At 43.2% G+C, this 25,134-nt stretch carries 17 protein-coding genes; 2 read left to right on the forward strand and 15 right to left on the reverse strand.

What is annotated here, in order from left to right; all coding sequences use genetic code 11:
• Positions 1-108: 108 nt before the first annotated feature.
• The 3 genes from E5355_RS02640 to E5355_RS02650 form a co-directional block, all read right to left on the reverse strand.
• Positions 109-1,899 carry a chloride channel protein gene (locus E5355_RS02640; RefSeq protein ID WP_136009069.1) on the reverse strand — a complete coding sequence of 597 codons (1,791 nt, stop codon included), beginning with the start codon at positions 1,897-1,899 and terminating at the stop codon, positions 109-111.
• Between the two features lie 8 nt (positions 1,900-1,907).
• Entirely contained in the window at positions 1,908-2,471 is a 564-nt protein-coding gene (locus tag E5355_RS02645) for an L-threonylcarbamoyladenylate synthase (protein WP_136009070.1), read from the reverse strand.
• A gap of 138 nt (positions 2,472-2,609) precedes the next feature.
• Complete coding sequence (locus tag E5355_RS02650; protein ID WP_136009071.1) at positions 2,610-3,533, reverse strand: YihY/virulence factor BrkB family protein; 924 nt, start codon at positions 3,531-3,533, stop codon at positions 2,610-2,612.
• A gap of 475 nt (positions 3,534-4,008) precedes the next feature.
• Here E5355_RS02650 and E5355_RS02655 point away from each other — a divergent pair, with 475 nt between their 5' ends.
• Together E5355_RS02655 and E5355_RS02660 are read left to right on the forward strand one after the other, a co-directional pair.
• Positions 4,009-4,443 carry an acyl-CoA thioesterase gene (locus E5355_RS02655; protein WP_136009072.1) on the forward strand — a complete coding sequence of 145 codons (435 nt, stop codon included), beginning with the start codon at positions 4,009-4,011 and terminating at the stop codon, positions 4,441-4,443.
• A 67-nt stretch (positions 4,444-4,510) separates the two neighbouring features.
• On the forward strand, positions 4,511-5,683 hold the full coding sequence (locus tag E5355_RS02660) for a xylose operon transcription regulator XylR (protein WP_136009073.1): 1,173 nt from the start codon (positions 4,511-4,513) through the stop codon (positions 5,681-5,683).
• Positions 5,684-5,685: 2 nt separating this feature from the next.
• Here E5355_RS02660 and E5355_RS02665 read toward each other — a convergent pair whose 3' ends face one another.
• The 12 genes from E5355_RS02665 to E5355_RS02720 form a co-directional block, all read right to left on the reverse strand.
• Complete coding sequence (locus tag E5355_RS02665) at positions 5,686-7,134, reverse strand: PA14 domain-containing protein (protein WP_136009074.1); 1,449 nt, start codon at positions 7,132-7,134, stop codon at positions 5,686-5,688.
• Between the two features lie 12 nt (positions 7,135-7,146).
• Complete coding sequence (locus E5355_RS02670) at positions 7,147-9,468, reverse strand: glycoside hydrolase family 20 protein (RefSeq protein WP_136009075.1); 2,322 nt, start codon at positions 9,466-9,468, stop codon at positions 7,147-7,149.
• Entirely contained in the window at positions 9,465-10,916 is a 1,452-nt protein-coding gene (locus tag E5355_RS02675) for a glycoside hydrolase family 125 protein (protein WP_136009076.1), read from the reverse strand. Before E5355_RS02675 ends, E5355_RS02670 begins: the two co-directional genes overlap by 4 nt.
• A gap of 14 nt (positions 10,917-10,930) precedes the next feature.
• Positions 10,931-12,535, reverse strand: coding sequence for an MGH1-like glycoside hydrolase domain-containing protein (locus tag E5355_RS02680; protein ID WP_136009077.1), 1,605 nt, complete (start codon positions 12,533-12,535; stop codon positions 10,931-10,933).
• A 17-nt stretch (positions 12,536-12,552) separates the two neighbouring features.
• On the reverse strand, positions 12,553-13,695 hold the full coding sequence (locus E5355_RS02685; RefSeq protein WP_136009078.1) for an alkaline phosphatase: 1,143 nt from the start codon (positions 13,693-13,695) through the stop codon (positions 12,553-12,555).
• 26 nt (positions 13,696-13,721) lie between these two features.
• On the reverse strand, positions 13,722-14,588 hold the full coding sequence (locus E5355_RS02690; protein ID WP_136009079.1) for an endonuclease/exonuclease/phosphatase family protein: 867 nt from the start codon (positions 14,586-14,588) through the stop codon (positions 13,722-13,724).
• Between the two features lie 15 nt (positions 14,589-14,603).
• Positions 14,604-17,537, reverse strand: coding sequence for a GH92 family glycosyl hydrolase (locus tag E5355_RS02695; RefSeq protein ID WP_136009080.1), 2,934 nt, complete (start codon positions 17,535-17,537; stop codon positions 14,604-14,606).
• A gap of 134 nt (positions 17,538-17,671) precedes the next feature.
• Entirely contained in the window at positions 17,672-18,481 is an 810-nt protein-coding gene (locus E5355_RS02700) for a hypothetical protein (RefSeq protein WP_136009081.1), read from the reverse strand.
• Positions 18,482-18,493: 12 nt separating this feature from the next.
• Positions 18,494-19,318 carry an endonuclease/exonuclease/phosphatase family protein gene (locus tag E5355_RS02705; RefSeq protein WP_136009082.1) on the reverse strand — a complete coding sequence of 275 codons (825 nt, stop codon included), beginning with the start codon at positions 19,316-19,318 and terminating at the stop codon, positions 18,494-18,496.
• Positions 19,319-19,334: 16 nt separating this feature from the next.
• Positions 19,335-20,924, reverse strand: coding sequence for a RagB/SusD family nutrient uptake outer membrane protein (locus E5355_RS02710; protein WP_136009115.1), 1,590 nt, complete (start codon positions 20,922-20,924; stop codon positions 19,335-19,337).
• Positions 20,925-20,945: 21 nt separating this feature from the next.
• Positions 20,946-24,107 (reverse strand): SusC/RagA family TonB-linked outer membrane protein, encoded by a 3,162-nt coding sequence (locus E5355_RS02715; RefSeq protein ID WP_136009083.1) that lies wholly within the window; start codon positions 24,105-24,107, stop codon positions 20,946-20,948.
• A gap of 173 nt (positions 24,108-24,280) precedes the next feature.
• Entirely contained in the window at positions 24,281-25,105 is an 825-nt protein-coding gene (locus E5355_RS02720) for an ROK family protein (RefSeq protein WP_136009084.1), read from the reverse strand.
• Between the last annotated feature and the right edge of the window lie 29 nt (positions 25,106-25,134).

Below are 25,134 nucleotides of genomic sequence, written 5' to 3' on the forward strand. Positions count from 1 at the left end.
GTACAATTTGCGAGGCAGCTCATTTGCAATCTACAATTTACCATTTACAATGTACAATTTGCCGTTCGGAATGGCGTGTACATTGCAAATGGTAAATTGTAAATGTCCTCAATCTTCTGAAAAATGCACCAATACTTCACGGTACGAGTTGAATATCTTCGACTTGGACACGAAGCCCAGGTATTTGTTTTCCGCATCCACCACCGGCAGATTCCATGCTTTCGTGTCATCAAAAGTACGCATCACCTGTTCCATGCTGTCCGTATTGTACAAGCGTGCCGGAGCCGAAGTCATGAATTTGCCTACCGTAAAACGATGGTACAACTCCTGACGGAACATAATGTTCCGGATATCGTCCAGTAAGACAACGCCTATCAACACCCCCTCCTTGTCCGTCACGGGAAAGATATTGCGATGCGAGGCGGAAATGGCCTTGACCAGTTCGCCCAAATCCATTTCGGGACGCACGGTCACAAAGTCCTTTTCCACCACATTCTCCATTTTCATCAAGGTAAGGACAGCCTTGTCCTTATGGTGCGTCAGCAGTTCTCCTTTCTTTGCCAAACGCATGGAGTAGATACTATGAGGCTCGAACATGATGATGGTAAGATAGGAACTGACGGAAACAATCATCAGTGGCAGGAACAAGTCGTATCCTCCCGTAAGTTCGGCTATGAGGAACACGCCGGTCAGCGGAGCGTGCATGACCCCACTCATGACCCCCGCCATTCCCATCAAGGCAAAGTTCTTCTCGGGTAGATAAGCCGTCATCTCTATTTCATTGCTGAAATGTGAAAAGACAAAACCGGCAATACACCCCAGATACAATGAAGGCGCGAAAATACCGCCGCAACCGCCACCGCCATTCGTGGCACTCGAAGCAAAAACCTTGAACAGAATAATCAGTATGAGGTATATCAGCAACAGATTGCCGTGCCCGTAGAAGAAGGAATTGTTCATCACCGTATCCCATTCGGCATTGCTCATCCCATTCAGCAACAATTCTATCGTATCGTAACCTTCGCCATACAACGGAGGGAAAAGGAATATCAGGATACTCAGCATGGCACCGCCCATTATCAGCTTCTTATAGGGAGTTCTCAACCTTCCGAACACGCCTTCCACAGAGTTCATGGCCCGAGTGAAATAAAGGGAAACCAATCCGCAGAAGATGCCCAGCATAATAACATACGGAATACGTTCCAGCTCGAAAGCTTGGTCCAGATGAAATTTAAACATAGCGTCCGTGCCCGTCACGATATAGGAAACAGTCGCAGCCGTCACCGCAGATATCAGCAACGGCAACAAGGAGGACATTGTCAAATCTATCATCAGCACCTCCAGCGTAAATACCAGACCGGCAATCGGCGCCTTGAAGATGCCGGCAACCGCACCGGCAGCACCACATCCCACCAACAGCATCAGCGTGCGGTGTTCCATCTTGAATATATTTCCCAGGTTAGAACCGATAGCCGAACCCGTCAACACAATAGGCGCCTCCGCCCCGACCGAACCACCGAAACCGATGGTAATGGAACTGGCTATGATGGACGACCAAGTGTTATGTCGTTTGATACGCCCCTGCCGCCGCGAGATGGCGTATAGGATTCTGGTGACTCCATGACTGATGTCGTCCTTCACCACATAGCGAACAAACAACCCGGTCAGGAAGATACCTACTACCGGATAGACCAGATAAAGGTAGTTGGCCTCCGTCGCATTGAAATTGTCCGTCAGGAAGTTCTGTATCCAGTGTATGATGACTTTCAGTATCAGTGCGGCAAATGCTGTAAAGATACCTACAAGAAAACTGAGAATCAGTATGAACCTCTTCTCCTTAATATTCTTTTCGCGCCATAGGATAAAGCGCTGCAACAAACTTCTCTTGTCCTCTGCCATTTTCCTCTTTATTCGCGAATAATTCTGATGACTCCGCCCTTGCCCAACTTGATGATGCCGGACGGTTTCGGGCACACCGTTTCCTCCTGACGATATCCTACTATATAATCCACTGCTGATTTGATTTCTTCACTTATCTCCCCGAAGTTGCCGGGCGACGGTTGCCCGCTGACATTGGCAGAAGTAGAGACTATCGCTTTGCGGAACTGCTGGCAAAGCCGCTTTGAAAACACCTCACTGGTGACGCGGATACCCACACTGCCATCTTCGGCAAGCAGATTAGGAGCCAGATTACGGGCTCCGGAATAAATAATGGTAAGAGGCTTGTCGGCCAGTTCTATCAAATCCCAGGCAACTTCCGGAACATCCTGCACATAGAAATCCACCTTTACCGGGGAATCTACCAATACCAGCATTGCCTTACTGTCAGAGCGTTGCTTGATTTCATATACACGACGCACCGCTTCTTCATTGGTAGCGTCACAACCTATGCCCCAAATCGTATCTGTCGGATACAGAATTACCCCGCCTTCGCTCATCACTTGGCAGGCTTTTTTAATGTCTTCTATCATTTCCTGATATATAAGGATTAATGCGCAAAAGTAGTATATTTGTTCGAAAGTGAAAAATTTTGTCTTGGATATTCTCAAATGGCTATATATTAATTACCACTATTATTGATCAGAATGCCAAATAAGACCATCCAGTTGTCAAGTTTCACGTATTTCTACCACTTTCGTTGCTACAGCATATTCATCCGGAAAAATTTTGCTCCCCATTTCATTGGCCCATGCTTTAGTAAACTCCGCACCTGCATAGACTATAATAGCAGAATAATAAATCCATGTAATAAAAACAATCATGAATGCCGCTGCACCATAAATAGTCCCTACATTCGCAATCCCGATATAGAAAGATATTCCCCATTGCCCTACCAACAATAATATAGTTGTCACTACAGCTCCAATAAAAACATCCTTACTTTTTATTTTCGCATCAGGAAGAGCTTTGAAAATCAATACAAAAATAATAACCGTAACACCTATATTTAACACTAATCCCACAGCTTTCACAATAACCTCTGCGACATCCGGATAGCTGGCCATAAACTTATTACTCAAATCTCCAATAATATTGGTAATACTAAATGTAACCAGAAGCACGAAAGCAAATACCAAAATTATCGAGAATGAAAGTAGCCGATTCTGGATATATTTCAGCCAGCCCTTTTTGGGCACGGCCTTTATTCCCCAAATCGTATTTAAGGAACTTTGTATCTCTGCAAAAATGGTAGTAGCACCAAATATGGAAATTCCCAAACTAACAATAGCCGCTGGTGTGGAAGAGTCCGTTCTTTCTGCATTTTCTATAATCAAACGAAGTTCACCAACTACCTCTGCTCCTACTATCGGTTTCAACTGCATATACAACTGATCAGCCAAATCTATATGCAAAGCTACCCCAATAGTAACTAAAAGAGAAAGAAAAGGGATGATTGAAAATAGTGTCGCGTAAGCCAACGATCCGCTTAACCTGGTGACACTATCGTCAATAAAACCTTGTCCGGTATCCTTTATAATCTTTATTAATAAGGACAAGCTTAATTTTTTCTTGCCTATCGATTGTTTCGCCATATTATTTTTACCACTGTATGCTATTTCCCTAAACACATCGTTTTACTTCCCGCTTCATCATTCGAAATTAAAAAATCTGAATGTACCACTTCGCTTTCGAACATCATCAAATCCAATCCCGGAAAAATGATAATGATTCAACACAACATCCAGATATACAAATTACTCCATTTACCATAACTTTTTAATTTAACATTGATGAATAAGTGAACAAAGTAAATAACGGGATGGTTTCCACTATCAATGCAAATTATAGTTTAGTAAGAAAAAACAGCATACATCATCACATTAAACATTATAGATACCCTGCCCAATTAAATGGCAAGGCCAAATGTCTTTGGTAACAAGAGAATTACTACCTTTGTGGTGTCCTATAAGTACGAGAAGGGATTTTTCGCATTTAGACACTTGATTTCCAACACATAAATCAAATAATATTTTTGCAGCGATTATAAACAAATTTTAATAGAAAACAATGGAAGAAATTCAATTTAACCACACCCTGCCCATACAACTACGCTTCAATGACGTCGACAAATTCGGCCATGTAAACAACACTGTTTACTTCTCTTTTTATGATTTAGGAAAAACGGAATATTTCGCTTCCGTATGCCCGGATGTAGATTGGGAAAAGGATGGTATCGTTGTCGTCCATATTGAAGCAAATTTCCTTGCGCAGATTTATGGTTCGGACCATATTGCCGTGCAAACTGCCGTTACTGAAATAGGAACCAAGAGTTTCCATCTGGCACAGCGTGTCATCGATACGGAAACCTTAGAAGTAAAATGCGTTTGTACTTCCATCATGGTAGCCTTCGACCTCTCCAAACACGAATCCAAGCCACTGGAAGAAGAATGGATTGAAGCAATCTGCAAATATGAGGGGAAAGATTTGAAAAAAAAGAAATAAAATCCTATATTTGTCAATTAAGCCAACAATTGTATAAGTAACAATCAGTTACATTTACTCTACTGCTATGATTCGATTGATATTATTGACCGATTTTACAGAGTCCTTTTCGTACAATCTGCTAAAGGGAGTATTGGCCTATTCCAAAAGCCATGAGCCATGGGTAGTATGCCGTATGCCACCCTCCTACAAAAATAATCATGGCATAGAAGGAGTCTTGAAATGGGCAAAGACATGGCATGCAGATGCAATTATCGGCAGATTTGACAACGCTGACAATGTAGAGCTATTCCGTGAAAACGGAATTATCGCGTTGGCCCAAGATTATAAATCAAGGTTCAGCAATATTCCAAACATCACCGGCGATTACCGCAAGACCGGCAGAATAGCAGCAGAGTTTTTTCTGAGTAAAGGCTTTCAGAACTTTGCATTCTATGGTTATCGCGATACGGTATGGTCGCAAGAACGTTGTGAAGGTTTTTACGAATGTATAGCTGCCCAAGGGTTTGGCAATAACTTCTACGCCTATCAGGACCAATCCCTTGACGACTTATGGTTTTATGAAGCCCCGCCCCTGCTCAGTTGGTTAAAGTCATTGCCACAACCTACAGCACTCATGGCCTGCGATGACAATCAAGGCAACCGCATTACGGAAATCTGTAAAGTCAACAATATCAGAGTGCCCGACAAGATAGCAATATTAGGAGTCGACAATGATGAGATTATATGCAATCTTTCAGACCCTCCCCTATCCAGTATCAGCCAAAACATTGTAAGAGGCGGATTTGAGGCAGCCGCCCTCATAGAACAGCTATTGAATGATGAAAAGGCTACCTATCAGGATGTAGTAATCCAACCAGTCAATATCATCAACAGGCTTTCGACAGACTTCTATTCCACCACCGATGCCCATATCCAGACAGCCCTGAAATATATCCATCAGAATATAGCTGCTGATATCACTGTATCGGATATAGTGAAGCAAGTACCATTATCACGTCGTTTATTGGAGATTCGTTTCAAACAAGTCACCCAGCAGTCCATCCACAAATATATCTTCAATCTTAGGATGGAACGCTTTGCCCAATTGCTACTGGCCAGTGATGCTCCGATTGCAGATGTGGCGGAACAAGTCGGAATCAATAACCTGAAAAACTTGTCCCGCCAATTCAAAGCTTTGAAGAAAGTCTCCCCAAATGAATATCGGAAAGAGTACCACACAAAGAGTTACCAGCGCTGATTTTAATCCGGCACAAACAACATGGTATCAGGCAACACGGTTTCCAGAATATTCCGTCCCGAATACCCGACTTCCAATTCCTGGCCCATGTAATCTTCAAAATACAGCAGGTGCAGTTCATGGCATCCTGCTTCGAGAGCGACTTTCCCTTCGGCACGGCGTCCGCTGTGGCCGCCGTCGTTATCAACAATCAACTTACCATTTATGTATAATTTAGACCCATCATCGGAAAAAGTATAGAATCGGTAGACTCCCCTTTCAGGAATTTTCACCAACGTACGGAAATCATAAGCAAAATGATCCGAGACGGTTGCTTCCCCAATCGAGAAGTTCTTCATCACCCCTTCCTTCACTTTATTGCAGGCTGCAATATCAGCAACACGCTTACATTTGCCTTCATAATAGGCATATGCCACGCCCTGCTTCTTGGGAGAAGTTCCCGTAGCCGGCAAATAAGCCATGCTCTGCTCCTCATCTGAATTCAAGCCGGAAGGATAATAGTAGGCAGCCTCCCTTCCCGAAGGAGTAGAAATCCACGTATCAAATTTGAACTGCTCTTCGTACAGCTCGATAATACGCGCCCCCCGTTTCAAATCGCCATACGCATCCGCACCGGTCACCCGTCCGTATCCCAATGCAATACCTTTATCTATTCCTATAAAATCGTTATCATGGTCGTGTCCTACAAATACTCCCATTACATCCTTCATGTCAAGGAAGGAAGCAAACATACCGGAATTGATATTAGCAGAGGCAACTCCACCTTCTTTGTCATTTCCATAAGTTTTCCCGTCACCCCTGATTTCATTGTATTCAATCAGCGGAATATGGAAAAAGGCCAAAGCAGGAACAGGATTACCCCCATTCTTCTCTGCAAAGTGTTTACTTTGCTTTCTATACCATTCTACTTGATTGAAATGAATCCAATCATAAGCACCGTAGATTTTATCAGGTTGATAATCATTAGAGTCCATACAATAGAGCAATGCCTCTACCCGATTCCTCTTTTCCGAACTATAAACCGGAATGACACAATTACCACATCCCATGATATCCTCCGGACCTTTCGTACCTACATAGTATGGAGACTTTAGGAGAAAATCATAGATATCATCACGCGTCAAATATTCGGCATCATGATTTCCCATAGTTACCACAAAGGGAACCTTTGCCTCATTAAAAATATCCACAACACTTTCCCATCCCTTGATAGCCGGGTCATCGGTCACCACATCACCACTCAGTATGGCAATGTCCGGATGTTCAGCCGCCAAGACAGCACGGATAGTAGCTGTAGTCTCGGCACATTTTGCAGAACCCGGCATCCAGTGCAAATCTGTAAACTGTGCTACTACAAACTTGCCATCCTTAAAAAAGAATTGCTTCTGCGCAAAAGCCGTTACCGGCATACAGCCCAACAGTACAACTAAAAGAACAACTATTTTCTTCATAATTTCTTGAGATTAATATATTTCTATTTCATCTATTGCCAACTCACTCTGCAACCCTTCATGAAAATATCCTTTCGGGCACAAGCCACCACTCAATAATTCCAAGCGGACAAATGCAGCTTCCGTTTCGGCAAATGAAAGAGATGCCGGGAAACGGGTGCCTTCCGTCAAAGTAAAATCATAGGTCAGCTGTTTAGTGCCCACCGGAATAAAAGTCTGACCATCCATTGAGACAGAAACACTCATCGCTCTTGCCGGCCATATCTCATTTACTGGTCTCCATAAAGAAGAAAAGGCAACTTCCTTGACTTTCTGAGGTTTCTTCAGTTCCACTACAATCTGCACACTATCCTGGTAAAAGCTTATCCAGCGACGCATATCACGGGCATAGCCACGTCGTCCATCAGTCAGCCCAAAGCCTTTATTCAAGTGTTCCCATCCTGCTTCAGGATTACAAGTATAGTCACATCCGGTTGCCTTGTTTACAGCAAAACTCTTGCGAGTCACTTTCCCTAGCGGCTTACCGCTTCTGTAAACTGCCGAATAAATAGTTGCATCCTCGTCCAACGGTATCGGAGTCTCATAAAGAGAAGATGAAGTGTTGACTATCGAATCATTTACCGCATAGTAAATATCGGCATCCGGACAGAAGGTGTTCAAAGTCACCTCATAAGTCTGCCGCGACTTGTTCCACGCACCTGTCTGATTGACTTCATAGAAGTTGCGGCAAGCATTCACTCCGCAATAATCCAATCGTTCAAACTCCTTATCCAGCCTACAGGCAAACGACTCGAAGTCCTTATGTTCAGGCTGTGTCCATTGCACCTCTGACATAGCCAGCAAACGGGGGAAAGCCATATATTCAAAATACTCGGGAGTCTGTATGTACTCTCCCCAGATATTGGCTTGTACACCTATTATATAAGCTTGTTCTTCCGGAGTCAGTTCAGCAGGAAGCGGATTATAATTGTACACCGTATCCAATGGAAGGAAACCGCCGATAGCCAACGGAGCGAATTCCGGACTTTCCTGGTAGTAATCCAAATAACACTTCTTACCGGGTGTCATAATAACCTTGTGCTGCTGACGGGCAGCTTCAATACCTCCCTTCTCACCACGCCACGACATGACTGTAGCATTGGGAGCAAGTCCTCCTTCCAATATTTCGTCCCATCCGATGATGTCACGCCCTTTACTGTTCACAAACTGCTCTATCCGATGAATAAACCAACTCTGCAAAGCTTCTTCATCAGGCAAGCCTTTCCTCTTCATCAAATTCTGGCAATGGGCACACTTCTTCCACGCTTTCTTGGGGCACTCATCCCCACCTATGTGGATATAATGGCTGGGGAAGAGTTCCATAACTTCTGTCAGTACATCTTCCAGGAATTCAAATGTATGCTCTTTGGGACAATAAACCTCATCAAAAACATCAAAATAATCACGTACCACATAAGTCTTTCCCAGTCCGCAAGAAAGTTCCGGATAGGAAGCCAGTGCAGCGGATGCATGTCCCGGCATTTCAATTTCGGGAATGACCGTAATGAAACGGTCGGATGCGTACTTCACAATTTCCTTTATTTCTTCTTGCGTATAATAACCTCTCGTTTCTTTTCCATCATAACGCCGTGGAAAATAATAATCAGAGTGTCCTACCTGAGTCTGTTTACGGTAAGAACCTATTTCAGTCAGTTTCGGATACTTCTTTATCTCTATTCTCCATCCTTGGTCATCCGTCAGATGAAAATGGAATTTATTCAATTTATAGAATGCCATCAAATCAAGAAACTTCAGCACTTCCTCTTTTGGCAGAAAATTACGTCCGACATCCATCATAGCCCCACGATGAGGGAAACGGGGAGCATCTGCAATGCTGACGGCCGGAATCCTAATCCTTCCTTCGTATTTCCGGTCACCATCATAAATGGCTGCTGGCATGAGCTGCAACAAAGACTGAACACCATAAAAAAATCCGGTAGCAGTTTCATTGGAAGATATATTTATCCTATCGGAAGAAACCTCCAATGTATAAGCCTCATCGGGTAAGGAATTATCTATAGATAAACAAATATCAGCCTTTCCCGTTTCCGAAATCCCCTTCAGTGTCACAGAAGTGTTTTTCAACGCATCCTCCAAATAATGAAAAACTTTCATCGCGGTTTCCCCGGAAGGAACAGCCACTGTTTTTTCCCCTTGCAAGACATACACTCCCTGCATTGGAGCTAGTTTATTGGGCATGGGTATAATACCATAGTTTGCCGCTACATCATCAGTCACTCTCCCACAAGAGAGAAAAATGAATGACATAGCCAGTAACCAATATCTTATCTTCATAGCATTTGGGATAACAAGTTGGGATATTCCTTGATTGTCTTAAGTATCAGTTCACCGAACAAAGTATTTGTCCAGGCAAACCAAGAACGAGTAAAGTCTGCAGCATCCTCCGAATGGAAAGATTCATGCATAAAGCCCGTCCCTCCGTCCGTATCACGAAGTTGCTTCAGACAAGCACGTATTTCTTCGGAATCATCCGTTGTAAAAGCCTTCATAATGATGCTCATCGGCCAGATATAATTCAATCCCACATGAGGACCTCCTACCCCTTCACCAGCTTTTCCTTTAAAGAAATAAGGATTATTGCCGCTCCATATCATTTTACGGGTATTCTGATAAATCGCATCTTTAAAAGAACAATAACCCAGATAAGGCGCAGCCAGCAAACTGGGTACATTGGCATCGTCCATACAAAGCGCGTTACCAAAACCGTCGACCTCAAAAGCATAAATACGTCCACAAACCGGATGATTGAAAGTACCATACCTGCGGATAGCTGCATCCACTTCATCTGCCAGTGCTATACATTTGCCAGAGAAGTCCTTGTTTCCATAAACTTTATCCTCTATCTCAGCCAATTGGCGCAATGACACAACCGCAAACATATTAGAAGGAATCAGAAAACCGTATTGTGTAGCATCATCTGACGGACGGAAAGAAGAAACGATTAAGCCGACCGGCTTTACCGGTGCTCCCCATCCGTTGTTAATCTGCGAATCTGTAGGGCGGTCGCAATCGCGCGTAAAGCTATAAGGCCCCAAGCCTTGTTTCCTCTGTTGCTCTTTAAAGGTATTAACCACCAACAGCATAGCTTTATGCCAATTTTCATCGAACACAGACGTGTCTTCCGTGTATTGCCAATAATGATAGGCCAAACGAATGGGATAGCACAAAGAATCTATCTCCCATTTGCGTTCATGCAATTCCTTCACCATATGTTGTGTATGGTCGGTTTCCCAATAGCTACCTAACGGTCCGTCGTTAAAGGCATTGGCATATGGGTCTATCAAGATACATTCAGTCTGTCTGTTGACAAGTCCTGCCACCATCCGCTGCAATTCCTTATCTTTCTTCATCAACGGCAGATAGGGCCAAACTTGTGCAGAAGAGTCGCGCAGCCACATGGCATCTATATCTCCCGTAATGACGAAAGTATCCGGTCTGCCATTCTTCACTCTATATCTGACGGTAGTATCAAGCGTATTGGGAAAACAGTTCTCGAACATCCAGCGCAATTTTTCGTCCTTTATTTTAGGCTTCGCTTCTTCAATGGCGGCATCCACCGCCTTCGAAACAAAGCACCTTTTGCCTACAGCAGGACGTAAAGAAACATATCTCTGGTTCAAAGTCACTGATGAAGATAATACTGAAGCGGGCTGAAAAGTCATAGCAGCCAAAGCAAGTCCGCCAGTCTTCAGAAATTGGCGTCTTGACATATTGTTTTTCATAATCGATGTCTTCTTTAATAGGTATGCTTACCGGATGTCACATGTATCTTTTTCTCTTTTCCACCATAGAGTACACACAGTTCAAAATCGATGTTAGAATCTACTGTAATACGAGGCTCATCACTTGCCGAACGGCGTGCCTCAGCTTTTAAGGAGATAAGCCCTTCGGGACCAAAAGGATAGCGTTCTATACCATTAGTCTCCGTCAAATTCATATCCCAGACAATCTGCTTTTTGGCATAATCTCCCCGAATACCGATAATAAACTCTATCAATTCGGCAATAGGAGGAAGTCCTGCCCAACCCACAAAATTATCCCTTGCCATAAATCCCGGCTCAGCACTTTCCGGAGCGTAATATTCCCAAAAAGTTCCAGTTTTCTTATAGACCTCAAATACTTGGGCATAATGATTCAAACAAATCTCCCGTGCCAGTTTACCGTAACCTTTCTGCACAAGACCCTGCATCACCATGTAATTGGTTCCCGGCCATACACCACCTTGCCAATAACGGCCATTCTCCTTATACTTGGGATTATCGGCAGACAAAGAAGGAATACGGTACTTCCGGTTGAATGTAGCAGAATTATCCAATTCTTTCACCATGCGATCCAATTGTACAGCATCCAATACATCAGTAAACAGAGCCCAATAGGCACCTATTCCCTTAGTTGTACAGAGCGTACCATCAGCATACTGGTCATAAAGGAAACCCGTTTTTTCATCCCAAAGATTGTCATGGATATATTTTCCCAGCATTTTGGCTTCGTCTTCAAACTCTTCTATTTCTTGCCAACGTTCCAGATAGAATCCCATCTCAAGCAGCAAATTAGCCGTAAACAATTGTTGCAAGTTTGTATCCAGCCAAATCATGTGTCCGTGACTATAGATAGGGCTGTATTCCGACAAAACACGGGGCATGTTATCCATGCCAGTTCCCCATCCGCTTGACCAATAGGTTCCATTTCGCCAAGTATGGTTCAACTTCAACCATTTATAATAAGCACAAAGTACCGGAAATATCTTATGCAGACGCTCTGTATCACCAAACTGATGAAAATAGACCATCTCGCACCAAGGCATCAGATTCGGTCCGGTACTCACCGGGTCATAGCGTTCGAAGCAATCGGCACCATCTGCCTTTATCTCACGGCAAATGAAACCGTCGGGATGCTGCTTGGCGTAAAAGTTGTTCAGCGTATTCTGGAAAGGGAAAAAACGGGTGCCATAACGGGCAAACATCAGAATGAAAGAGGAATCCCACATAAAGATATTACCATTATAAGCTGTATCCAAATAGCTTGATACAAAACCCGAGCCCGCCTGAGGAGCCCGAATATTACCAATAGCTATTTCCCATGCCTTCCAATACATTTCAAGTTCCTTGTCATGTCCGTTCCAAATGGGACTAGGAAGAATCTGCCGGGCTTCCTCGAAACTTTTCGGCTCAATGGTTTCCGGTTTGGCCACGCGATATTCGTTCTCCGTAACCAAAGGTTCTTTGACATACGTATTCTTATAAGGCAAATGATACTTCTCGTCATTGCCACAACTCTGAGCTCTCAGCAACGAACCGGCCGAAAGAGACAACAAACCTAGCAGTAAAATATGTTTCAACATGGGAAATAGTTATTTGATTATAATTTTAGCAATTTCTTTATTTTGTCGAAAATAGCCGTATTCTCGTAAATTCCGGTAAATTCCTCCGCTCCGGGTCCAAAAGCATATACAGGCACCATCACACCACTATGGCTACCGGTAGAAAACTTGCATACAATCTTACCTTGTTTCAAGTCACCGTCCACCAGCGTAAGTCCTCCGGTTTCGTGGTCGGCAGTCACCACTACCAACGTTTCCCCATCCTTGGCTGCCCATTCATAGATAGCACCGATAGTCCTATCGAAATCGTGCGTTTCCTGCATCAGCAAATCCAAGTCATTGAAGTGTCCGTAATCATCCAGCTGCGAACCTTCTATCATCATAAAGAATCCTTTCTTGTTCTGGTTCAGTAATTCGATACCTTTCAAGGATGCACGTGCCAGCAAGTCACCCCGCTCTGCCGGAAGAGGCGTATCTTTCGGATAGGGCACTGCAAATACCTTTCCGCTCCCGATAGCAGCCAGTTCATCCCATGTACGGGGTGTCTGGAATCCTTTTTCACGCAATTCTTCAAACAAGTTGCGTCCGTCTTTGCGGTTCTCGAAGAATTGTGCACCTCCACCAAACACATAATCAGCTTTGCAATCCACATATCCTGTCACCACATCTTCCTCTGCATCCCGATCTTTGTTGTGACAGCAAAAGTCAGCAGGAGTGGCATCCCAAAGACGGCAGGTCACTGCAAGTCCGGTCGACTTACCTTTAGCGGAAGCCAAGTCGACTAAAGACTGCAAAGGACGTCCTTCCGGGTCTACCCCTACATAGTGATAGTTGGTTTTCTGCCCGGTAGCAATAGCCGTTCCACCAGCCCCGGAATCAGTAATCAATTTATTGGCACAGTAGGTCTTCGACAATCCCACTGTCTGGCAATTATCCAGAAAAAGTTTTCCCCGATTGGCAGTCCATGCTGAATATACATGCATTAGACTCATACCATCGCCAATCATCAGGACAACATTCTTTATCTTTTTCCCCTGCGGAGATACTATTCGAGTCACCTCATACGGTTGTTCCAACACATAAGTCTGTTCTTTGTCACGACGGCTTTGTGCCGATGTACTGACAGGCAACAGTACAGTTGCCAAAAGTACCCATATACTTATCTTTGCTATTCTTTTCATTGCAATCTTTCTTTTTCTTATTCCACTTATTCCACTGTCACCAGTACCGGTGCATGATCCGACAAGAAAGCTTCATTTTCCGTCTCGGCCAACACTCCATACTTCAAAACCTTCACTCCGTTGCCCACAAACACATAATCTATCAGCGGACGATGTTCGTAGGGAATACTACCGAAATCATGGAAACTCCATGCCGGTCCATAAACCACGGGCGATACCGTACGTGCATCTGTCAGATGTTCCGGACCTTCCGGATTAGTGATATGGTTGATGACATCCGACTCTGGTGTAGAGTTAAAATCCCCGGTAACAACCACCGGCATCCCGTTGCCCAGTTCTTTCACCTTATCCAAAATAAGGCTGATTCCCTCACGACGTGCCACAACACCTACATGATCCAGATGTGTATTCAATGCCAAGCACTCTTTGCCCGAAATCTTATCTTTCAGTTTCGCCCACGAAGCCACACGTTCACAGGCGCCATCCCAGCCTTTGGAACCGGGCACCTCAGGTGTCTCGCTCAACCAGAATGTACCGGAATCAAGTACCTCGAAGCGTTCCTTCTTATACCAAAGTGCACTATATTCTCCTTTTTCCTTACCGTCTTCGCGCCCTACGCCTATCACCCCATATTCCGGAAGACGTTGCTGCAAATCCTGCAACTGATTGTGTAGTACTTCTTGCGTACCTACAATATCCGCATCATAAAAACGGATGGCATTGGCTGCACGGTCTTTACGGTACTGCCAGTTGTTCAGACTGTCTTCCGGATTGTCGTAACGTATATTGAAAGACATCACATTCATAGGTTCCAGCACGGCAGTTGCCGTCTGGTTCCCCTGCCCACACGATGCAAGCAAAATAGGGAAAAGTAATAAAGCTATTTTTTTCATGGTAATCGTAATTTATTATTTCACATACAATACAGAAGCAGGAATCGGCGACAAATCTTGCGCCGAAGGAAGTTTCCATGCCCAACTCAGTTCCTCCCCTTCATAATCTTCAAAGTAATACAGTTTATAAGTATGAAATCCCTTCTGCAAGGCAACAGCCCCAGTAGCTGGAATAGCAGCATGAGAACCATCATTATTCACCACCACCTCATCACCGATATACAATACACTGCCATCGTCCGAACGGGTCATGAAAGTATAGATTCCATCTTCAGGCACTTCTATTAAACCGGAGAAGATATATCCGAAATGGTCTTCTTGTTTAGCCTCCTTGATGGAAGGTTCCGGCATGATTCCGGCATCCACCATAGGAGTCCTTTCTATATCCGCCACTTTCCGATACGTGCCTTCAAAATATTTATAAGAAGTACCATTCTGCACGGGATGCACGGCAAGCGCCGGTTTCATCTCTGCCTTGGTAGCCACGATAGAGAGTGTATTGCTTGAACGGAATCCCTCCTTAAACGCTTTTGCTTTAACAGGCATTGTCCTATCCAGCTCCAACGGCTTCTCATAGAGCAAAGACAGCTCTGTCGGTTCGCTTCCATCCAGTGTATATCTGATTTCTGCTCCTGCAGTTGCCGTAGCCAATGCTACCGTAACCTTATCCATAAACAGATTCAAGTCTCTGTCTACATAAGGTATAGACACCACTTTTTCCTTCGTATAAGAATAAGGCGCCGACTCTTCCGAAACTCCTCGTGTCATATCGGGTTTGTCAGTCAGCGTAAAGCGAAGTTCCCCTCCTTCCATCAATTGATTGTAGGTGATAAAGTTACCTTCTATCAGTTTTCCATTCAGCTCTACTTTGCTGATATAAACATTCTTCTGCGGATTATTGGCAAGCACGGACAGTGTCTTTCCGTTTGTCAGTTTCATCACCGCTTTTTCAAACAGCGGAGTGGTCAATGCAAACTCATTACTACCGGGACATACGGAATAGAATCCCAAACTTGAAAGGATATACCAGGCAGACATCTGTCCGCAATCTTCGTTACCGATGATACCTTCGGGAGTCGGCGCATACATTTCACGAAGCAACCGACGTGTCATCTCCTGAGTCTTCCAAGGCTGCCCAACGTAGTCATACAAATAAGTAATGTGATGACTGGGCTCATTGCCATGTACATACTGACCTATCAAACCTGTGATGTCCGAAAGTTCTCCCTCCAATTTCAAGTCCGAAGAAAATATAGAGTCGAGTGCCACAACAAACTCCTCTTTGCCACCAAACAGTTGCATCATACCGTTTACATCGTGCGGCACAAAGAAACGGTATTGCCAAGCGGTAGCCTCCGTGTAAGCGCGTCCCACCGCCAACGGTCTGAACGGCGTTTCCCAGTTGCCATCCATTCGTTTGGGACGGAAGAACTTGGTAGCTCCGTCAAACACATTCACATAATTCTGCGAACGTGCAATAAATGTTTCATAAATATCTTCTTTTCCCATTTCTTTTGCCATACGAGCTATGCACCAATCATCATATGCAAATTCCAACAAGCAAGAAACTGACTCTCTTTTGATATTTGAAGGAATAAAGCCGTTCCGCACATAGTAATCTGCTCCTTTTTCGTTCTTTTCAGCAGAAACTATCATAGCAGCCAATGCTTTTTCGGCATCAAATCCACGAATGCCTTTCATATAAGCATCCGCAATGGCTGAAACGGCATGATAGCCAATCATCGTTCCCGTCTCCCCGGCCGAAAGGGGCCAGATGGGAAGTTCGCCCGAAGCATCATAAATATCAAGGTAGGAGTTAATCATATCATTCACCAGTTCGGCATTCACCAGTGTCATCAACGGGTTCCATGCCCGGAAAGTATCCCATAAGGAGAAAGTGGAATAGTGTTTCCTGCCTTCCGGCATCCGCCCTATGGTCATATCGTGTCGGCGATACTCACCATTGACATCACTCACCACATTCGGCACCACCATCGCATGATACAAAGCTGTATAAAAATTCCGCAAATCATCCGTATTGCCGCCTTCTACCGTAATGGCAGAGAGGGCTTGTTCCCAAGCGGAACGGGCAGCAGTACGCACGGCATCGAAATCAAACCCCTTCACCTCTGTTTCCAGATTTTTACGGGCATTTTCTTCGCTCACCACAGACAATCCTATCTTAGCTACCACCGGTTCATTGTCATCACCGGCAAATGTAACCACAGCCTGCAAATCGGTACCGGTCAGTCCGGCATCTGCCGGCACTATTTTTCTATCCTGTATAAAGTCTACACTCTTGAAAGGTTTTGAGAATTGTGCTACAAAATAAACATACTGATTATCTGTCCATCCTCTTGTTCTACGCATACCGGCAACTTCATGGTCTGTTGTTTGCTTCAGTGTAGCCTCATAGATATGTTCGTTATCAAGCAAGTGTGCCAAGTCTATGATGACAGATGCTTCCTTTCCTACCGGAAACGTATAGCGGTGCACACCGACATGCGCTGTAGCTGTCAACTCTGCTTTTATGCCTTCTTCCTTCAGGATTACGGAATAATATCCTGCGGATGCCTCTTCCTCTTTATGACTGAAAGTAGCAGGTTGGCAAATTGTTTCAGCCGATAAATCCAGTTGCTGTGTAGTGGGACGGAACAAGACATCCCCCAAGTCGATACAGCCCGTACCGCTGAGGTGGGTATGCGAAAATCCCTTCAATGTAGTATCATCATAATGATAGCCAGCACAAGCATCCCAATTTCCGGCACGCGTATCAGGACTTAGTTGCACTGCCCCAAAAGGCACTGTCGCTCCCGGATAGGTATGCCCATGAAAACCAGTACCAATCAGCGGATTTACATAATCCACCGGCAATAATTGTTTGTCGGAAGTGCATCCCCCGCACATCATACATGCCAAAGTTGCATATAACAGTTTTTTCAGTTTCATCAAGGCAGATTTTAATTATCTCTTTGTTTTTACTCTTTTTGTCCGCAAATATAAAAAAATTCTGCAAGAGCCGATATGCCACGCACACCAACCCTTGCAGATTAGACCAATGGCAATGAGGTCTGTTCTATTTATTATTCTACACCGGCTTCTATCGACAATCGATAAGCATTTAAGTCGCCACTTACCAAAGCATCCGTTGTTTCACGTAATACCCAAGACTTTCTACCCATCATAAAAACAACATAATCAGCAGCCGGATTCTTTGCCACTTCTGTGAAAGCACAACCTTCCAATCCTTCTGCCACATTCTTCAAATCTTCCACCAAATCTTTTTTTACAGTTCCAACCATAATAAAAGCATGCTGATTATCATTCAATGTGGTAAACGCTGTAGAAGCAGCTGCAATCTGCTCTTTGTTACTGAAACGTACTGTACTGAAAGGCACGAGAATATCAATCGGATTTTCGGTAGTAGTCTTAGTCATTACATTGATATACTTAATATAGCAATCATTCGTAATCTTAAAACCTTCTTCTGAATTAATCTTATGATTGAACAACAAAAGTGAACCTTGTGTAGCTATATCTGTTCCATTCATATACACTTTATTCAACGCATAACTGGAGAAACGTGATGTCTTGAAAGCAATTTCGGTAGCAATATTATTGTTGCCCAATACATCCACACGGTCTATTACCCCTAAAGAACAAGCGTTACCCAAACCATTGAAATAATCAATAACCCCCGGAACAGCTCCCATGACTGCATCAGACAAATTAGTAAGGTAATAAATTTCAATGGTTTTATTTTTGTTCCATCCTTCACCACCTTGCATTTCCTGTTTGATATTACCAACACCTAAATTTTCCTCAAGACATGAAGTAGTAAGCATAGAACCAATCCCCAACACTACAATAGTATATAACAAATACTTTTTCATATTCCGATAACTTTATTTTTTTATTAATTCAATCTCTGAAATCATCGCATTATGGTCAGATAAGTTGCCAGATTGTTTCACATATTCACTAATTTTTTTCCAATCGCCCTTAGAAGCAAAAATATAATCAACCCAAGTATTTGAAATAATATCAAACTTAGTTTTCACTGTTTCCATAGCAGAACTGGAAGGACTCGAATTCATGTCACCAGCCAAGATAGTAGGCACATTGTCATTGATTACTTTATCAGAAATCAACAATTGTGCTTGTTCGTCTTGTCCCCCAATATGATCCAAATGGGTGGCTACCACTCTTATCATTTCTCCTGTAGGCATTACCACTTCTGTAACCAATACTCCACGTTGGTCTGCAGATCCTGTCGGCCGAGGTAATTGCATGGCTTGAGAACTCAGAATAGGATACTTACTTAGAATGGCATTACCATATAATTCGTTCATACAATAAGTATAATTCTCCTCCGGATTATCGCCTGTTTTATTACCTAAATTATAAGCGTATCCAAAAATACCGAACATGCCTAACTTTTCAGCCAATTCCTGCACCACATCTCTGTATTTTCCATCTCTTTGCTGACGTGAGCTTCTATTCTCCATTTCGTTCAGAATGATAAAATCAGCATTTTCATCTCTCAGGAAATCAGCAAACGGAGTAACGTCAAAAAGCACTTGGTTACTCATATCCACCATCTCGAAAGATTTAACATTGAAAGTAATGACTTTCAAGCGAGTGTTCTGTGCATTGGCATTAGAGAAACTTCCTCCTAACAATACGGCAAGGAATGCCAACACGATATAAGGACAAATATATGTTTTCATATTATGAGTTTATTAATTAATAGATATTTTGCTTCAAGTTTTTGCTACTTGCCACTTCCTTTGCAGGAATAGGGAACACATGATTTACTTTGGGGTTAAAAGTACGTGCCGGCCATATCTCCACCTCTTCAACGGTATACGTACCATCAGCATGAGTAGTGGTTTTTACCCCATGAAGCGGCTTAGCATACACTTCTTGTGCATCTCCCCATCTCACCAAGTCAATGTGACGACTAGGCTGGAATTCAAATGCCAATTCACAACGACGTTCATTTTTCAACTGAGCTTTGGTAGCCTTACTATCTTCCGGCAAGCCAGCGCGTTTACGAATTTTATTCAGCAATTTTACGGCTTCCGCATCACCTTCGCCCTTGCTCCAAATCAGTGCCTCTGCCTTCATCAACAGCACATCGGCAAAACGTATCAATACAGTACCCAATACATTACTTGCATTATTTCCATTGGTATTTACCTTCTTACCAATACAATCAGCATCTTCCCAAGGAGACATAAACTTGCTCCAAGTCAGACCGGAATCACTCGTTGTACCCCAACGACCTACCGCCCAAGTTACATCCTGCCCCACAAACTGGATGTGATTGCCCGGATAAAGGATAGTAGCTTCGCGTCTCATGTCACCATTCTCATAGGCTTTCCAAAGTTCCAAAGTAGGTTGGAAATATCCCCAGGTATTATAGAGTCCCCACCCGCCATTTTGGAAAGACATTCCATGAAATTTCGGGCCTTCAGTAGCATTACCAAGCAGAGAGAAAAGATATTCAGAACAGAAATTATTTTCCTCACGGAAAAGTTTGGTAAAATCAGGGAACAAATCACGTTTGTCACTACCAGACAAATTAATGACTTTGTCACAGAACTCGATAACAGTATTGTAATATTTAGCATCGTATTGAGCTGCATACAAAGCTGCGCGTGCAGCAAACGCCCATGCGGCAGCCTTATGCGGACGGCCGTAATCCTCACTCTTCAATTCAGAGAGATAAGGTAACAATTCACCAGCCTTACGCATATCGTTTATAATTTGGTCGTAATTTTCCAATACCGATGCTGGACGCGGACTATCCATCTCAGCGCTCGGTGTTTTTTCCGTAATAATAGGCAGACCACCGTTGGGACCATTGTCACCATAGAACGGACAAATCCACAAATAAGCAAATCCACGATAAAAATAGCCCTGACCAATCGCATTATTTTTTACCTCCTGAGAAACAGACATATCAGGTACATTACGCAACACATCATTAGCTTTGGCATTAAGCTGGAACATGGCAGGCCATGTGTCCTTTTGATCGCGACCGTTATCCGGAGTCATCTGAAAATTCTTGATGGATTGCGCTTCTCCTTGGCTACGTCCAGTCACCATATTGTCACTACAATTCTCAAGCCACATGAACCCACGTCCGGTCACGCCCTCATTATAAGTAAATTCATGAAAAGCATTCAATGCTTTTTGTACGTCTTCTTCCGTTTTCCAAAAGTTGGTACTGCCCTCCAATCCATAAGGGTCGAATTCCAAGAAGTCACTGCAACTTACAGTAGAAAATGCCAAGAGGCAAGACAATGCTATACCTTTATATTTTTTCATCATATTCCTGTTGTTTTAAAGTTAGAAACTAAAATTGAATCCTAAGCTGAATGATCGAGCTACCGGATAGGTACCTCCATCCAAACCGAAGTTACCTACTTCGGGATCGATACCACTGTAATCTGTCGCAGTAAAAAGGTTCTCACCATTCAGATAGAAACGTAATGTACTGCCAGGCAAGCCAATGGTTCGCATGGCATTCTTCGGCAAGGTATAACCCAAAGTAACGTTTTTTAAACGGAGATAGCTACCATTCTCCAAAAAGAAATCGTTAAGATTACTATAGTTGTTATTTCCGTCTTCAATCAAAGCCAAATGAGGAATACCGGATGTTTTATTGTAATCCCAAGAATTAAGAACATCAGCAAGCATATTACCACCTTGTCCTCTACCGGTGTAACCCATCTGTTTGAATCCGTTATAAATGGTCGACTTACCTACTCCCTGAAATTGGAAGCTAAAATCAATACCTTTGTATTGCAAGTTACCACCAAATCCAAAAGTAATCTTTGGCATATAGCTGCCTAAATATTGTTTATCGTCATCAGTAATCTGACCATCGTTATTAAAGTCCACATATCTGAAATCACCCGGCTTTGCATTAGGCTGAATAAGCTTTGTCATACCAGTTTCAGGATCTCTCCAAGTAAAATTCTTTACTTCTTCTTCGCTTTGGAAAATACCATCAGTCTTCAATACATAATAAGAATACCAAGGATTACCAACAGATGAACGCAATGGAGTCAAACTGTTCAACACAATATTGTGTTGCATATATCCCATAGCTCCCAAATCAAGAACTTCATTATGTACAGTAGATATATTGGCATTCAAACCAAAAGTAACATCACCGATTGTCTTATTGTAGCTGGCACCTAATTCCCAACCACGATTCACCACATCTCCCACATTTCCGTAAGGGTCTACCTTCACACCAGCCACAGAAGGCATCGGCACTACCTCAATCAGGTCTTTCGTACGTTTGTTGAAATAATCTACCGTCAGGTTCAAACTGTTATCGAACAAGCCCATATCTAAACCTATACCATATTGTTCTGTAGTTTCCCACTTCAAATTTTTGGTACCGATAGAACCGGCATACACACCGTTCTGAACCATGTGATTCAAATTCTGACCATAGATAATAGGCCATTCGACTTCATTCAAAGGAACGTTCCAAGAATAACGAGGCACCAAAGCCACATTACCGACTTGTCCCCAACTACCACGCAACTTTAGCATGCTGACAACCGACTTCAAGGGTTCAAAGAAGGATTCCGAGGATATTTTCCAAGATGCCGATACAGCAGGGAATATACCTGAATTATTATCCTTATACAATTTTGAAGTGGCATCTCTACGCAAACTTCCTGTCAAAAAATAACGGTCGCCATAAGAATAACCGATACGAGCAAAAGCAGAAATCATAGATTCTTCCCAAATGCTTTCTTCCGGCTTGTATTTGCTCCAATTACCGGCCTGTCCATTCGTAATGGAATGTCTATCTTCCAAATTGTATCCGCTGGTATAGTAACGATCCCATTTATATTTTTCATATTTCATAGAATAACCAACCATAGCGCTGACGTGATGTACATCGTTAAATACCTTCGCCCAAGTGGCGATAGTTTCCCATAGGATATTACTATTCCAAGTATTAGACATCTCACGAGTGTTGTCCAAATCCGGACGCCCCACTTCGAGCACCCTTGGTGAGAATATGTCTTCATGTCTTACATCCAAACCTGCCGTAAAATCACTCTTGATTGTCAAAGAAGAGAGAGGCTTCAATTCCAAAGAAGTAGTAGAATAGATTCTTGTAGAAGGTCTTTCCTGATTAAGACGTTGCAATGTAGCCACCGGATTTCTCATTTCACCATAAGGACTACTGATACCTTCGTCAATAGCCCAGCGAGGAACCGTTCCGTGATAAAGCGGCTTACCTTGATCATCAGTCATCAAGTTACCGGATTTATCATAATCATACACTGTTGCCGAACGAGGGAAAAAGACAGCCTGATTCAATACACCTTCATGTCCTGTACCGATATTACCTTGGCCATTTTTATATTCATAAGTAACACGTTCACTCAATTTCAGCCATTTGGCTATTTGGAAATCCATGTTCCCCTTAGCAGAGAATTTGCGTGAATATGTGTTCAGCATAATACCTTTATCATTGTCGTAAGCAAAAGATGCAAAACCTTTCATAACCTCACTACCTCCGGATAAAGACAAAGCATAGTGTTCCAACGAACCTGTACGGAAAATAGCATCCATCCAATCTGTGCGTGTCACATTACCATAAGCAAACACATTGGGATTTCTTGATGGATTAGCTATACCGCCATACGTTTTCACCGCATCTGCCCATACCTGATTATATTGTTCAGCTGTCAGGGTTTCGGGCAAATTCATCGCATTTTTAAAACTCTTGGAAATATTGATATTCACCTTCACCTTACCGACAGCAGCTTGCTTAGTAGTTACCACCACTACACCACCAGAACCTACACTTGCTCCATAGATAGCAGCTGAAGCAGCATCCTTCAATACGGTAATGGTTTCTACATCTTCCATGCTGAAAGGTGCACCGGGTACGCCATCCACTACATAAAGCACACCATCACCACTATTGTAGTTATCGTCCGTACCACGAGAACCGCGACCACGGATAGACAAAGAAACATCAGACATCGGGTCTCCACCATTAGACTGAATCATAACACCGGGCATTTGTCCTTGCAGATAAGACCCCAAATTAGCCGGGCGGCTTTTCAATTTATCATCTATTTTAACGGTAGAAACTGCCGTAGACAAGTCTTCCTTTCGACTAGTCCCATAACCTATAACAACGACTTCATCAAGCAGTTCCGTATCTTCCTGCAAAATAGCAGCAATCGGTTCTGACGAAGCCTTTACTTCCAATGTTTTATATCCCATGAAACTTATTTGCAAAATATCTTTTTCCATAGTTTGCAGCACAAATTTCCCATCAACGTCCGTAATCACTCCATTCGTCGTTCCTTTTACCAACACATTAGCACCAATCACAGGTTCACCAGTCTGATCTTTTACTGTTCCTTTCACAGAAATCTGCTGTGCATAAGCACCTGCCGACAAGAACAGCCCTAACAGTAGGGTCAGAATCGTTCGATAGATTCTAAGATTTACTTGTTTCATCCAATTAAAATTTAAAGTTTATAATATAGAAAATTATAATTCCGCCACAAAGGTCAGAAAGCAGAATTACATAGTTATTACAAAAGAAGCAATTCTCTAACAGTCCTTATTTATGCGCAAAATAATACAACTGTAAACATTTATTATCTTTCAATCAAACCGTATAGGGATTATTACTCAAGAAGAGCGGCAGCACCCAATAAACTGGAATCCTTTTGATGCGAAGCCACCACACTCACATTATCCGATATAATCTTGTAGGGAAAACTTTGCATTGTTTGTTCCATAGCATTTTTAAAGAAAGGAAAAGCCGACACAATACCGCCTCCTAAAACTATAGCCTGCGGCGCATAAGTATAAAGGACTGCTTTCATAAGATTCCCCAGATGCTTGCCAAATTCTTTCCAAAGCTCCAGAGCGGTTTGCTCTCCTTGCGCTGCTTTTTCGGCAGCCAGCAGACCGGTAGTATCATAACGCTTAAAGAAAAAACTGCTGCAATAATGTTCAAAATCACTGTCCAGATAAGGAAGCGAGCCTATTTCTCCCGCACCTACATATTGCCCGCAATACAAACGACGGCCTACAATCACACCAGCTCCGATACCCGTCCCGATAGTAATACCCACCATGTGGGAAAATGAGCGTCCCTCGCCAAACAAGCATTCACCCAGAGCGAAACAGTTGGAGTCGTTATTAACAGCAACTGCCACTTTGAACTCTTCCTCCAGCACCTCCTTCAAGTGTATCTCTTTCCAGGAAGATATGTTCGCAACATTATATACAATCCCCTTTTGGGGGTCAACGATTGAGGGAACTCCGATACCAATTCCATCCACTTCTTCAGTCATCACACTACGAATGAGCTGAGAAAGCTGATTGAGCACCGTAGAAGCATCCTGCTGAGCCAAGCAAGGTACTGACACCTTATTCAGACACTTTCCGCCCTCTACTTGTGCTATCCGGATATTAGTTCCTCCTAAATCTATTGACAATTTCATAGGTATATAATTTTAAGACATTTAGCATG

This window comes from Bacteroides muris (ex Afrizal et al. 2022) (assembly GCF_004793475.1).
Classification (GTDB): domain Bacteria; phylum Bacteroidota; class Bacteroidia; order Bacteroidales; family Bacteroidaceae; genus Bacteroides; species Bacteroides muris.